The organism is Methanobrevibacter sp., from assembly GCF_045112895.1.
In the GTDB taxonomy this organism is placed as follows: Archaea; Methanobacteriota; Methanobacteria; order Methanobacteriales; family Methanobacteriaceae; genus Methanocatella.
Genome location: NZ_JBGUIH010000055.1, coordinates 21343 through 35029 on the forward strand (window position 1 = coordinate 21343; position 13687 = coordinate 35029).

At 32.7% G+C, this 13687-nt stretch carries 13 protein-coding genes; 4 read left to right on the plus strand and 9 right to left on the minus strand.

Going from position 1 to position 13687, the window contains the following annotated elements; all coding sequences use genetic code 11:
- The first annotated feature begins 16 nt into the window (after positions 1–16).
- Positions 17–1045 carry an L-sulfolactate dehydrogenase gene (gene comC / locus ACJMLD_RS09135; protein WP_405270741.1) on the plus strand — a complete coding sequence of 343 codons (1029 nt, stop codon included), beginning with the start codon at positions 17–19 and terminating at the stop codon, positions 1043–1045.
- A 178-nt stretch (positions 1046–1223) separates the two neighbouring features.
- Positions 1224–3524: a hypothetical protein gene (locus ACJMLD_RS09140; protein ID WP_405270743.1), complete on the plus strand. Its 2301-nt coding sequence runs from the start codon at positions 1224–1226 to the stop codon at positions 3522–3524.
- A gap of 23 nt (positions 3525–3547) precedes the next feature.
- Here the strand turns inward: ACJMLD_RS09140 and ACJMLD_RS09145 are convergent, their stop codons facing one another.
- The 5 genes from ACJMLD_RS09145 to ACJMLD_RS09165 are packed head-to-tail and all read right to left on the minus strand — an operon-like array spanning position 3548 to position 8654.
- Positions 3548–5338, minus strand: a complete 1791-nt coding sequence (locus tag ACJMLD_RS09145; protein ID WP_405270745.1) for a DNA polymerase domain-containing protein — start codon at positions 5336–5338, stop codon at positions 3548–3550.
- Complete coding sequence (locus ACJMLD_RS09150; protein WP_405270748.1) at positions 5339–6361, minus strand: AI-2E family transporter; 1023 nt, start codon at positions 6359–6361, stop codon at positions 5339–5341.
- A gap of 14 nt (positions 6362–6375) precedes the next feature.
- Entirely contained in the window at positions 6376–7176 is an 801-nt protein-coding gene (locus tag ACJMLD_RS09155; protein WP_405270751.1) for a dihydroorotate dehydrogenase electron transfer subunit, read from the minus strand.
- Between the two features lie 2 nt (positions 7177–7178).
- The gene (locus ACJMLD_RS09160; protein WP_405270753.1) at positions 7179–8090 is read right to left on the minus strand and encodes a dihydroorotate dehydrogenase; all 912 of its coding nucleotides are present in this window, start codon (positions 8088–8090) and stop codon (positions 7179–7181) included.
- A gap of 24 nt (positions 8091–8114) precedes the next feature.
- On the minus strand, positions 8115–8654 hold the full coding sequence (locus ACJMLD_RS09165) for a glycosyl transferase (protein WP_405270755.1): 540 nt from the start codon (positions 8652–8654) through the stop codon (positions 8115–8117).
- 112 nt (positions 8655–8766) lie between these two features.
- Here ACJMLD_RS09165 and ACJMLD_RS09170 point away from each other — a divergent pair, with 112 nt between their 5' ends.
- Together ACJMLD_RS09170 and ACJMLD_RS09175 are read left to right on the plus strand one after the other, a co-directional pair.
- Positions 8767–9918 carry an NOP5/NOP56 family protein gene (locus ACJMLD_RS09170; RefSeq protein WP_405270757.1) on the plus strand — a complete coding sequence of 384 codons (1152 nt, stop codon included), beginning with the start codon at positions 8767–8769 and terminating at the stop codon, positions 9916–9918.
- A 3-nt stretch (positions 9919–9921) separates the two neighbouring features.
- On the plus strand, positions 9922–10563 hold the full coding sequence (locus tag ACJMLD_RS09175) for a fibrillarin-like rRNA/tRNA 2'-O-methyltransferase (protein ID WP_405270760.1): 642 nt from the start codon (positions 9922–9924) through the stop codon (positions 10561–10563).
- Between the two features lie 653 nt (positions 10564–11216).
- Here ACJMLD_RS09175 and ACJMLD_RS09180 read toward each other — a convergent pair.
- From ACJMLD_RS09180 to ACJMLD_RS09195, 4 genes are read right to left on the minus strand one after another with little or no spacing between them, the layout of a single operon-like run.
- Entirely contained in the window at positions 11217–11837 is a 621-nt protein-coding gene (locus ACJMLD_RS09180) for a phosphopantothenoylcysteine decarboxylase (protein WP_405270864.1), read from the minus strand.
- 25 nt (positions 11838–11862) lie between these two features.
- On the minus strand, positions 11863–12375 hold the full coding sequence (locus ACJMLD_RS09185; RefSeq protein ID WP_405270762.1) for a flavoprotein: 513 nt from the start codon (positions 12373–12375) through the stop codon (positions 11863–11865).
- A 26-nt stretch (positions 12376–12401) separates the two neighbouring features.
- On the minus strand, positions 12402–12953 hold the full coding sequence (locus tag ACJMLD_RS09190) for a hypothetical protein (protein ID WP_405270764.1): 552 nt from the start codon (positions 12951–12953) through the stop codon (positions 12402–12404).
- A gap of 29 nt (positions 12954–12982) precedes the next feature.
- Entirely contained in the window at positions 12983–13681 is a 699-nt protein-coding gene (locus ACJMLD_RS09195) for an endoglucanase (RefSeq protein ID WP_405270766.1), read from the minus strand.
- Positions 13682–13687: the final 6 nt, after the last annotated feature.

Below are 13687 nucleotides of genomic sequence, written 5' to 3' on the forward strand. Positions count from 1 at the left end.
AATAAGGAGTGATAGAATGAAGATAATGAAAGATAATGAAATAGCTCTTGTTAAAGAAATTTTAAAGAAATTAGGAGCTAGTGAAGAAGATCAAGAATTAGTGGCGGAAGCTACTATTGACGCAGATTTGAAAGGATTTACATCACATGGACTCGGCAGATTCCCACAATACCTCATTAGTATTAAATCAGGAACAATCAACTTAAAAGACAATATTACCATTGAAAAAGAAACTCCTGCAATTGCATTAATCAACGGTAACAGCGGATTTGGACAAGCGGTATCCTATAAAGCTATGCAAATTGCAATTAAAAAAGCAAAAGATGTGGGTATTGCATGTGTTGGCGTTCACAATACCAATCACTTTGGAGTTACTGGATTTTATTCTGATTTGGCATTAAGAGAAAATTGCATTGGCTTGGTACTTGCAAATACTGACCCTGCTATTGCACCTTTAGGTGGTAAAGAGCCTTTGATTGGAACCAATCCTCTTGCATTAGGCATTCCATCTGAATCCTACATTACTGTAGATATGGCAACTTCCATTACCGCACGTGGAAAAATCATTGAATCCAAAAGAAAAGGATTGGATTTGCCTGATGGATGGGCATTGGATAAAGATGGAAACCCAACAAATGACCCTGATGCGGCGCTTGAAGGATCAATCTTGCCGTTTGGAGGATTTAAAGGATATGCATTATCATTGTTAATTGAAATTTTAACCGGACCGTTAGTGCAGGCAGGATATGGCCATGGAGTAACCGGTACCGCTTCACCTGATAAGGACTGTACCAAAGGAGACTTATATGTTGTAATCGACCCAACTAAATTTGTCGACTTTGGAGAATTCGTAAGCAATACTGAAAACTTCATTTCACAAGTCAGGGCCACAGGTGAAAATGTAGCAATCCCTGGGGATTTAGAAGTTAAAAGAATTGCTGAAGCTGAAGCTAACGGCATAAGCATTGATGAAAAATTATATGAGCAATTAAAAGGAATCTGCGATGAACTTGACGTTGATTTGGATTCCTACTTGGAAGAATAAATCTTATTCTTCAATTCTTTTTTTATTTATTTTATTAAAATTTACATTGAAAATTTTTAAAATAAAAATGATTATATATGTATATCACTAAAATATAAATGTTAAAAATACATATTTTATTATTAGAAATTATTATTTTGATACTATATGATTTTATTTTAAAGGAGGAAAATAAGCTATGAAACTTAAGAACTCTCACATCTTATTAATAGTAATGACACTATTCCTATTAGTAAGCATAGGGTCTGTTTGCGCTAGCGAAAATGCAACCGATGCCGATATGAAGTTAGCAGACGATGGATCCGATGTAGTTTTAGCTGATGAAGATGCAACTACATTTACTGAAAAAGAAAAGATCACAACAGAAATCGTTTCTCAAGATGTTAAAATTAAAGAGAATGCAACACAGAAGATTGACGTAACTGTAAAAGATAACGAATCAAAAGCCATTAAAATAACTAATAAAAATCTAACAGTTACTGAAGGAACAACAAAACTTAATTTCACTTATAAAAATTCTGCAATAACCCTTTCTAATCCATTAGCGAAAGGAAAACATACTTTAAATATCAATTATTTAGGAAATGATGTTTATAAAAATTCAACAAAAAAAATAGTTTTATCCGTATTTGGGGATTACAACTTTGATTTAAAATCTCCAACTTATGTAAACCCAGATACTACCAAAGTTGAACTTCCTATTAAAGTTACAAATGGAGTGGATACTAAAAAACCAAGCAAAGATAACTTTAATGTTACAATAAGCTACAAAGACACTGATGGAAAAACCAAGTATATTAATATCTCAGAATTTGATTATAAAACTGAAAAATTAATATTCAATGCGCAACTAGTTGATAATGTAAAAAATTACAACATGAAAATTACTTACAAGGATAATGAAACTAAAGTATCCTCATCCAGTAAATTAATCAGATTAACAGCAATTAAACTTATTCCATTAGTTACTGAAGCTGATTATCAGGACGGTAATTTTTCATTTGTAATCGTGGACAATAAGACAAATGAAATACTTGCAAATAAAAATATTAGTGTCAGCGGAAAATATGGTAACTCAAGCATTTATTGGGACATACAACAATCTGGCGGCAAAATTAGTTTAAGTACCAGTAAAAAACTCACTACTGATTCAAATGGAGTTATAAGAATCCCAAACGTCAATTTTAACCCTAATGTGATATTCACATCAAACACCATTTATTCTCCAGTAGGAACTTATGAATTAACTTTCTCAGGAATGGATGACCTTAAAGGTGCATATAAAACAAATATTAAAATCAAAAAAATTAACTCAAAGATTACAGTCAATCCATTTAATGAGAATTATGGGACTACCAAAAAGCTTACAATCACTGTTGTAAATGAGAAAACTGGAAAACCTATAAGTGGAGCTACCGTGTTCTTTAACATGACCGATTCCAACAAAAAGGAAGTTGTTTTCACAACAACCGGCAGCAACAATACTACAGTAAAAGTCAATACATTAACCACAAATGACAAAGGTACTGTTGAACTTCCAATGAGCGGTTTAAGAAGTGGAAAATATTCTGTTTATGCTTTAGTAAATGCTAGCTCAAATAATTATAAAAATAATACTAAAGTAACTGTAACAATAGGAACTCCTGTAAAATACACAATTAGTAAAACTGGAATTATTACAGTGAAAAATAAATTAACTGGTAAAAAAGTAGCTGGAGCTTATGTCATAATTAAATATGATAAAAATAAAAATAAATCATTTTATGGTCAAGCAGATAATGATGGAACTATAAAAATAAAAACTGTTGGAAAACATAAAATTACTGTAAGCAATAACGATCTCCGTTATTATGGTGCAGATGTTACTAAAACCATTACAAATAACAAAATAACTGCAAAATGTAGTGCTCCTAAAGTAATTACCTATTACAAAGGGGATAAAGTCTTTACTGTGAAATTAACCAACAGTAAAAAAGACCCAATATATGATGCGAAACTTGACATTAAGTTATTCACAACTTCTAACAAATATTACCCATACAAAGGAGCGACTGGTGTAGACGGTCAAATCAGATTATCACTAGAAAGCTTAAACCCTGGAACATACAAAGTTGTAATCACAAGCGGAGACACTAAAAACTTTGCACTCAAAAAAGTTACAACAAAAATTGTTATTAAAAAGGCACCGGCTAAATTAACTCCTAAAAAGTTAACTACCAAAAAAGGAGCAAAAAAATACTTTAAGGTTACCGTGAAAAACACAAAAACCAAAAAGGTAATCAAAGGGGTTAAAGTAAAAATTAAAGTTTACACAGGCAAAAAATACAAAACTTACACTGTAAAAACTAACGCAAAAGGAATTGCAAATCTTAATGTCAAATCCTTGAAAGTTGGAACCCATAAGGTAGTAGTCAGCTCTGGAAACAAATACGTTACAGCAAAAGCTGCTAAATCAACTATAAAAATAACCAAAAAATAAATTTAAAGAGAATTAATTTTCTCTTACTTTTTTTCTTTTACATATTTCGCATAAAAGCCATCTGTATCAGCATATATTGTATAGAAACCGAATTTTTCCGCTTTTTTGATTGATGATTTAATATATTGTCTTCCCCAAGAAGTAATCGCCTTTGCGCATTCAAATGAGTACCATCTGAAGCGAGGAAATCCATAGATACCATACATTGTATTTGCCAATCTTTTAATGGCCTGCTGCTGTACATCCAAAGCTTTTCTTTCTGTTTCATCATCACAGGCCTTCATCTCACGTTTGATTCTGAAACGTTCCTGCAAAATCTTATCTATGACGGACGGGATAAATCCTTGAGGTTCCTTTTTAAATTTAATGCCATGTTCAGGAGCGATATTGTACTCCTCTTCATTTTCCACATCTCCCAAAAACATTACATCGGGAGATATGTTTTTTGAGATGATGATGCTAGGGTACAGGCTTCTGAAGTCGAATTGGACGAGATTTTCATGCAATCCCTTTTCAGGCTCCCTTACATATCCTCCTTCATTATCCTCTGCTGATGCCCTGTCGGCAAAGTTGGATCCCTGCTTGTTTGGAACAATCTCCTCATCGAAATATGCTTGCTTTACCAAAAACCATTCCGCCTGCTGACCTGTTGCCATACGGGAAACATCAAATAATGGCTGGCCGATAATACGAGTGAGTTCCAAATTAAGAGGTAAGGTTTGTTCGGCTATTTTTAAAGTGGAAACAACATCGTCAAGAGAATAATCAAACAGATTGTCCAATTCTTCTCCCTCATTGTCCCAAAATTCCCAAATTCTATCGCCGGGAACATCAATCTTTTCTTCACCAAACAGCTCATAGTATACCCTTTCTAAAGTGTATCTCTCAAGAGTCATGTATCTTCTCATGACAAGATATAAGTCAACATGAATCAGCCCTTTAAAGGAAGCGGCATTCGCATAGCCCCTTCTTATAAATCTGACATCCGATTCGTCCATCCCGATATCCAAATCGATTCCGAATATTTTGGCCCTGTCTTTAAGATACGGGAAATCAAAATTGTCTGAGTTATATCCGACAATAATATCGACATTATTATCCTTAATAATATTTACAAACTCTTCAATCATTTCCTTTTCGGATGCAACTTGCTTTACAAAGTCTTTTCTATCAGGAGAGTTTGTTTTGGTTGAAATGACCTGATTAATGCCAAAATTGCTTGCCACACCAATCATGATAATTTCATCCTCTTCGGAATCAGGCATCCCATGAGGGTTTCTGACTTCCAAATCAAAACTCAAAATACGGAAATTTTGAGGATAATTTTCTGTCCGTTTTAAGCTTTCTGTTAGTTTTATTATTTCAACATCATGCTTTGATGAATCCAAATCTAAAAATGAATCTAATTCTTCTCCAATAGCCGTTACTTCAGTCATTGGGATGACATCCCTATCCATCAAATACCTTCTATAAAATGGAATGTCGAACTCCCTGATTTGGATAACGCTTTCAAGATCCCTCAGACTGTCTCTCTTTTTTGCAAGTTCCTGCGGATGTTTAAATGTGACTTTCAAAAATTCTGTTTCAATTTGAAAATCCTTTTTAAGGACTTTCTCAATGAGAACATCCTCTATATTATCCTGAATTTCTTTTATGCAATCATCCAAATCATCAGATAAGACATACAAGTATGGTTCAAAGGTGTCATCTATCAAAACTACGTTTTTATCCCTATCTTTTGAAAACAGCCTAATCACTGGTTTTTCATCCTTAGTAACATAATCGATGTCCAAAATAACAACGTTTCTCTGCATTCAGCCATCCCCAAGAAGATATTCTTTTCTAAAGCTATCCAATACTGCATAGGTTATTCCCAGAATCAATGGACCAATGATAAATCCAACAACTCCATAAACCAAAGGACCGGATAAGAATCCAATTAATAAGATTAACGGATGGATATCGGCATAGTGGCTTGAAAGAGCGGGCCTGATATACATATCCACAGTACTGAGGAAGAATCCAAAAATCAATACAATAACAGCTCTCGGATAGTTTCCGGAAGCGATGTCTATAAAGAATAATCCCCAATAAATTGGCCATGGCCCGAAAACCGGAATCAATTGCAAAATACCTGTTATGACCCCTAGGAATATTCCATAAGGATATCCCAAAATTGTATATCCAATGCATCCGAATATGCCTATTATTATTGAAGTTAAAAAGTGACCAAAAAATATGCTTTTCAATACGTCCTTAACGGATTCTACAGTATCATCAAAAAATCCCTTGGAATCATCAGGCACAAAGTCCTTAATAAAGCTTAAGCATTTATCTCCATCACGAACGAAATAGAATACTGAACAGACAAGAATAAATAAGTCCAAAATGATATTTGCAAATTTACCGAGAAAACTGACAAGATAATTTAAGATAAATGTTGCAATATCCTTGAAAGATGAATCAAGTGATGAAGTAAGAGAATCTGGATCAATATTTAGTGGCAAATAAGATAATAAATGAGAAATTGATGAATTTACACCACTATAAGAACTATCTGCAAGAATTGAAGTAATAACTGATGAAATTTCATAAGTAATATATCCAAATAACAAAATTAATGGAATTAGAACAATAATCATTCCGATTATAATAGAAATGGATGAATAATTTAACTTTGATTGGATTTTACAGGAAATGGGCTTTACTATGTAAGCTAAAACAGCGCCTAATAGAACCATGTTTAAAACAGGAAAAATAAACATTAATGAAATAACTAACAGTAGGATAATTAACAAAACAGGTGGAGTGAAATATTGTTTAATGTCCAATGCCATATTATCAACCTTATTTAGTATTTCACGCCGGAAGCGTCTCTTCTATATTTTCCAAATTCAGTGATTTGGTTTATTTTATCATTTTCAAAAACCGGTCCTTCAACGCATATTCTCCAGCCTTCACCATCAACACAGCACTGGCCGCATACTCCAAGAGCACATTTCATATATCTTTCAAGAGAATACTGCGCAGGTATGGATGATGCTTCGAGAATATCAAATATTCCCTTCATCATTATTTCAGGACCACAGACAAATGCATAATCATAATCGGAACCCTTAAGCAATTCGATAGTGCAGTCGGTTGCAAATCCTTTAAAGCCAAAACTTCCGTCATCAGTGCAATAATGTACATTTGCACCTAACTCTTCAAGTGCATCACCATAAAGCAATTCGTCTTTAGTAACGGCTGCTGAGACAACATCAACATTATTTCCTTTTTTAAGCAAATCAGAAGCAATAGCATTGACCGGTGCCATTCCAACACCGCCACCAATTGCCAAAATGTTTTTTCCTTCAAAAGAATTATTAAAGCCATTGCCATAGCTGCCTCTAATGCCTATCTGGTCGCCAATTTTTAAATCATGCAATTGTGATGTAAATTCACCGATATTTTTAACGGTGATAGCTAATTCATTATCGTTGATTTGTGCAATTGACATGGGCTTTTCATTTTTAAAATTCCAAACCATTACAAATTCGCCAGGATTTGACCTTCCCAATGCATCCATATCCCAATCAAATTTAAAAGTTTTAATTGTAGGAGTTTCATCAATAATCTCTTTTATTTCAACAATTTTTGGTTCGTTAATCATAATTACAACTCCCTATGTGCAAGTCCAACCATCTCATCGATAGAAGAATAACCCTTTTCGGCCATGAACTTTTCTAATCCTTCATTAATACGGCTAAATACTTCTACTCCTTCATCCATAATGGCTGTTCCTATTTGAACTGCTCTTGCGCCGGCAAAAATGAATTCGACAACATCCTCCCAAGTGTAGATTCCACCAACACCAATTAATGGGATATCTACAGCTTCATAAACTGAATAAACATTACTGATTGCAATTGGCTTGATTGCACGACCACTCATTCCCCCAGACTTATGGAATAAAACCGGACGGGCCACGTCAATATTGATTTTCATTCCAGGACCCAATGTGTTGATTAATGATATGCAGTCAGCACCTGCATCCTCACAGGTTTTCGCAATTTCAGTAATGTCAGTTACATTAGGTGTTAATTTAGCGATGATCGGAACATTAGCAGCATCCTTTGCAGCTGAAACAATAGTATGGCTTAAATTACAATCCTGACCTATTGATGCTCCGTAGCCTTCCATTGCATGAGGGCATGAAATATTCAACTCGATCATATCAACATGATCTTGAACTTCATTAACCAATGTGGAAAATTCATCGGGATTTGCCCCATAAATTGAAGCTATAACTACATTGTTTTGCCTTTCAATCCTTTTTAATTCTTCTTTAAAGTTCTCTACACCAGGATTAGAAAGTCCAATTGCATTCAAAATGCCTCCTTCAACTGCAACTGTTGTTGGATTTGGATATCCCGGATGAGGATTTAAGGAAAATGATTTTGAAACAACACCACCAGCACCTGATTTTAAAATCCAGTTCATTGATGAAGCATTGCTCCCCATAATTCCTGCAGCCAACATCAAAGGATTTCTAAATTCCACTCCACAAACATTTGTTTTCAACATAATATCAACTTTGTAATTAATTATTTAATTAGTTTTTGTTAATTTTTCAATGATTTCCTGATATTTTTCGTTTTGTAATTTTAAACTTATTACATTAGTTTTATTAGATTTAATTATTTCTTCTTTGGATTTGATTAAATTTGCAATCTCTTCATCCTGTTTTTCAATTATTGCATCTTTTTGCTTCAATAAATCTTCATAAGTTTTTGCGATTCTTTTAAGCTGAGAGTCTAAATTTTCAGTGTTGGAATTCAACTGAGACTTATAATCATCAATCAAAGACCTCAAATATCTGACTTGGTCCTGTTTATCCTCAATGATTTCCTCCTTCTCTTTAATCTTTTCTGATAAATCATCGAGTTCTTTAACTCTGGCCTTATCGTAATCTATTTTGGTATCTAGTTTATCCTCTAAATTCTTATTTGCATATTTTAATTTGGTGGAATATAATTTTAGCTTATTGATTTGCTCAATTTTATCCTGAAGTTCCATATTGAGCTCATCGATTTCAGCATTCTTTAATTCCAATTCATATTCTAAATCCTTAAAGCTTTGTTCTGACATGATTACAAATCCAAAAATAGAAATAATTCAATGAATTTAATTTAATTTTTAAATAAATTAAATCTTTTCATCATGGCAATACTTATTAGAAATGAAAAAAATATTTAATTCTATGGAATGCTATATTACTTACAGTGTTAAAGGATTTTATGCCTTTAATAATGAAAATGAATTAATTTGTGAGAAATTATTTCCAAGTAATGAAATTATCCGAAAATTAGCTGAAATTAATGATAAAAAAATTGTTGAAGAAGAATTGGAAATAATTAAAGAGTTATCATCAGATTACGATGAAATCTTTATTGAGTCAAACAAAAGATTATCCGATTATGATAATGAAAAGATCATCATCAAAACACCAAATCAGGGCGGAGACTATTTACGAGAAAACTATGATGAATTCGGATTAAATCCTGAAGAGATTACTGAAATTTATAGGAATCTGGCAATATACAATATTAAAAAAGCATCCGCTTCAGAAGACAAACATTTAATCCAAGCCATTAATTCGATTGATGAGATTGATGAGAGCATTTCCAAACTAATTGAAAGAATCAGAGAGTGGTATGCATTATATTTCCCTGAAATGGACACAATCAAGAACAATGAAACCTACATCAAATTGATTTCACAAAATAAAACAAAAGACAAGATTATCGAATCAAAGCCAGACGCATTCCCAAGTGAAATAATTGACATAGATGAAGACATTGATCCAAATGACCTGGAAATAATGAACAATTACGCAAATGCAATTTATGAACTTCAAAAATCTAGGAAAAACCTTGAAGAATATGTTGATTTGAAAATGGAATCAATTGCTCCAAACTTAAGACTATTGGTTGGTTCTTCACTAGGAGCTAAATTAATTTCCCATGCAGGAGGGCTCAAAAGACTTGCAATGTACCCTTCAAGCACCGTTCAGATAATGGGCGCTGAAAAGGCATTGTTCAGACATTTAAAAAGTGGAGACAGACCCCCTAAATATGGATTGATCTATCAACACCCCCAAGTAAGGGGCGCTAAATGGTGGAATCGTGGAAAAATTGCAAGAATGCTTGCAGGAATGATATCCCTAGCCGTTAGAAGAGACGTGTTCACTAAAACTTTTGATGAGAATATTGCTGAGGAATTTAAATTAAGAGTAGAAGAAATAGAAAAAAATAATCCATTTCCAACAAAAACAGCTAAAAAAAGGAAAGAAGAAAAGTCCAAATCCAAAAAAAGTAGGAAAAAAGGCAAGAAAAATAAAAAGAGGAGATAAGGCATGAATGTTTATTTTAAGGATGGAAACATCACTACTAAAAATTTAAATCCTGGAGTATCAGTTTATGGTGAAGAATTAATTAAAGAAGATGTTGAATATAGAATCTGGAATCCTAGACGTTCAAAATTATCTGCAGCTCTTTTAAACGGGTTAAAAAATTTAGAGCTCGAGAAGACTTCAAAAGTATTATATCTTGGTGCATCAACTGGAACAACAGTTTCACATATTTCTGATATTGTGATTGATGGGAGAATATATGCCGTTGAATTTTCACCAACAACAGCAAAAAAACTAGTTCAGCTTTCAAGACAAAGGCTTAATATTGCTCCGATTTTAGGTGATGCAACCAAACCCAAAGGATATCTCAACATAGTCGAAAAGGTCGACTTAGTGTACTGTGATGTGGCCCAACCAACACAAAGTGAATTGTTTATGAGAAATATGAACATATTTTCAAAGGATGATGGTGTTGGACTTTTAATGATTAAAGCTAGAAGTATCGATGTAGTACAAAAACCTAAAAAGATTTTCAAGGAACAAGAAAAGAAATTGAAAGAAAAAGGTTTTAAGATTATTGAAAAAGTAAAACTGGAACCATACGAGAAAGACCATATTGCATTATTAGTAGAAAAAAATTTTTAAAAAAAAATAACAAATTTTCACTAGATAACGGGCAAAAAAATAGCTCTAAGAAAATTAAAAAATTACTACTGAAACACCAAAAAAGTAATACTTAGATACCTTTTTATACTAGAAAATTAAATATTACATATGCTAATGCAAATAAAATAAAAGTTCATTTAAGCGTCCTTTAGGTTGATTCACTCTATTAATCACTCCATTTAACTAAAGCCTAAAGGCATGAACTTATTTTATTAAAATACTGTTTTTTAGAAGATTTATTTTTTTAGACGATTTTGCTTATTTTATTCTAAAAAGTATTACTCAAATGAGCTTATATTTCAATATAGAATTAGATATAAAATCAAAATTTTAAATCATTTGAAGTGGAACAATGAAATTAATTTTCAACCGAATACAATATTACAACTTCAAAATAAAATTAATGCCAAAAAGTTCTGATAAAATTAACCCCATAGAAAAGACTTTTGTCAAACCTCAATTTTTTGAAGATGAATGACAATACAAAAAACAAACACTACCATAAATTTTGATTTTGTAACAAATTAAAAATAAGATTAACAGGACATCCCTAAAAATTATGTATCAAAAAATAAAGATGGTGCAACTATGCGTATGGAAAACATCTAAATAATCTGCCAGTATACATGAACTTATATCTTTTTGGAAATTACGTCAAAAATTATTTTTGCAATCTCCCTTTTTGATGCCAAAGGAACTGAAAGGACCTCATCATCAACTATTAGAACTTCATTGCTGTCAGATCCAAAATGACAATCACTCTTAGATATATCATTAGCAATGACCAAATCCGTACCCGCCTGTTCAATTTGTTTTCTAGCACAGCAAATTATATCCTCTTTTGAGATATTGAATTCAGCTTTAAAGCCCACTAAAAATATATCGGGATTGATTTTTTTAACCTGGCGAATAATTTTGGTAGTTGGTTTTAAATTTAAAAATAAAGAACTCTCAGAATCTATTTTTTTATCATATTTATCCTTAAATTCAAAATCGGAAACCGCTGCAGTAGCTATAAAAATATCAAAATCAGGAACCAAACCTAGAATAACCTCATTCATTTCACTGCTGGTTTCAACATGAATGACATCAAAAACCGAAGGGATTTCAACACTAACATTTGCGACCACCAAAGTTAAATCAGCACCTCTAATATACGCCTCTTTTGCAAGTGCCAAACCCATTTTTCCAGAAGATTTATTGGTAATTCCCCTAACTGAATCGATAGGCTCATATGTCCCACCGAGACTAATTAAAACTTTTTTTCCTTTAATATAATCAATCCTTCTTATTTAAATTAATTGTTCTTAACGATTCAAGGACTATGTCTTCCTTAGACGGGAATTTTGCTTTTCCTTCATCCATTCTTGGTTTGATAAAATTAGCTGAGTTTTCATTCTTGATCTTATCAATATTCTCCCTAATTGCTTTATACATTGAATCATGCATTGATGGCACGAATAAAATTGGCGTATCATGACCATAAGCTGTAATTAATAATGTGGATATTGGATCGTCAGCTATTTTATGTGCAAACTTAGAGATTATATTAGCAGTAGCGGGAGCAACCAATATCAGGTCCTCCTGCGAATATTTAACATGTTCAATTTTGCCTGTCAGTTTGGTTACAACTTCGTTTCCTGTTGCAAACTCCATAGCATTAGGATGTATAATTTCACATGCCGCATCACTCATGAAGCATTTCACTTCAACATCATTACGTCTAAGCTCACGGGCCAATTTAATAGATTCAGTAGCTGCAATACTGCCTGTCACACATAATATAATCATGATAAAACCCCTATTATTAAAAAAGATTATGTAACTTGAATATCTGATAAGATATAATCAAAGATATACAAACTATCTTCAAAATCTTTAGGCGGCGCACTGTATAATAGAACATATGCCTGTCCACCTTTTTCAAACCAAACCGCCTTATGTTCCTTTTCAACACCGTCTTGGTTGGAAGAGTAGATATATTCAACCGCATTAATATTTCCAACCATGACCCCACCTGATGATATCAACTCAAAAGAAGAATCCTTTTGCATTGATTTGTAGGTATCATTTACATAAGTATAAAATTCCCCTTCAATAGGCTTTTTCTCAAAGTTGATATTGACTTGACCCACATCAGATGAATCTATTGAATCCAGTTTAGATATCGCCATGATGGAATAATTAGAAGTTGACTCTGAATATCCCCAGTTGGAAGGGTAATGAATAAGTAAACCTCCTTTTGATAAAGTCAACATGGTAACTTCTGAGGAATCTGTGCTATCTGCAGCATTGACGCATGAAACAACACCAATAATGACAATTATGAGTGAAAGTATTAAAATAAACTTTTTCAAATTACTTTTCATAAAATCACCTTCATTAACGAATAGTTAAACTATTCTTCACTGCCTCCGGAGTCACTTGATTCATAATCACTGCTTGAGGAACTACTTGATGAACTGCTATCATAGGAACCATAATCGCTTTCATAGCTACTTGAAGAACTACTTGACGAGTAATCCGAACTATATGACGAATCCTGTGTAGTTTCAACATCATTATCAGAATCATCATAATAGGAGTAGTCATAGGAATTAGTTTTAGTTGTATCTACGACAACATCCTCAGTAATATCAGGGAATGCAGTATCTGTAACAATAGCAACAGTTTTTGTTTCTGATATATTATCAAAATCTAAATTAAAAACACCATAACCTACGCCCACAGTGAAACCTAAAACCAATACCAACAATAACAATAGCTTAAAAGTGCTGCTATCCATGGATTTCTTCTTCTTGTTGTATTTGGCATCAGATTTTTTGGGATTAATAATATATTTCTGAACCAAATCCTGTTCTTTATTTTTTTTATTTCTGATAGGTTTTTTTGTTTTTTTCTTTTTAGATTCACTAGAAGGGGATTTTCCTTGCATAGACCTTATTCTTCTAGTCGCTTCATTTGCATCGATAGAATTAAGTTTATCTTCATATTTAGATCTAAAATAACTATATTTTTCTGGAGAAATTTTACCATTCTCATAATCAGATTCTAAACTATCCATAATTTGTAGAAGTTTGTCTCTATCATTTGGCATGCCTGC

Coding starts and splice junctions, on each gene's coding strand:
- ACJMLD_RS09150 (WP_405270748.1), bottom strand. CDS start 6,361: ATGGCATTGGACATTAAACAATATTTCACTCCACCTGTTTTGTTAATT.
- ACJMLD_RS09155 (WP_405270751.1), bottom strand. CDS start 7,176: ATGATTAACGAACCAAAAATTGTTGAAATAAAAGAGATTATTGATGAA.
- ACJMLD_RS09195 (WP_405270766.1), bottom strand. CDS start 13,681: ATGCCAAATGATAGAGACAAACTTCTACAAATTATGGATAGTTTAGAA.
- ACJMLD_RS09140 (WP_405270743.1), top strand. CDS start 1,224: ATGAAACTTAAGAACTCTCACATCTTATTAATAGTAATGACACTATTC.
- ACJMLD_RS09190 (WP_405270764.1), bottom strand. CDS start 12,953: ATGAAAAGTAATTTGAAAAAGTTTATTTTAATACTTTCACTCATAATT.
- ACJMLD_RS09160 (WP_405270753.1), bottom strand. CDS start 8,090: ATGTTGAAAACAAATGTTTGTGGAGTGGAATTTAGAAATCCTTTGATG.
- comC (WP_405270741.1), top strand. CDS start 17: ATGAAGATAATGAAAGATAATGAAATAGCTCTTGTTAAAGAAATTTTA.
- ACJMLD_RS09165 (WP_405270755.1), bottom strand. CDS start 8,654: ATGTCAGAACAAAGCTTTAAGGATTTAGAATATGAATTGGAATTAAAG.
- ACJMLD_RS09145 (WP_405270745.1), bottom strand. CDS start 5,338: ATGCAGAGAAACGTTGTTATTTTGGACATCGATTATGTTACTAAGGAT.
- ACJMLD_RS09185 (WP_405270762.1), bottom strand. CDS start 12,375: ATGATTATATTATGTGTGACAGGCAGTATTGCAGCTACTGAATCTATT.
- ACJMLD_RS09175 (WP_405270760.1), top strand. CDS start 9,922: ATGAATGTTTATTTTAAGGATGGAAACATCACTACTAAAAATTTAAAT.
- ACJMLD_RS09170 (WP_405270757.1), top strand. CDS start 8,767: ATGGAATGCTATATTACTTACAGTGTTAAAGGATTTTATGCCTTTAAT.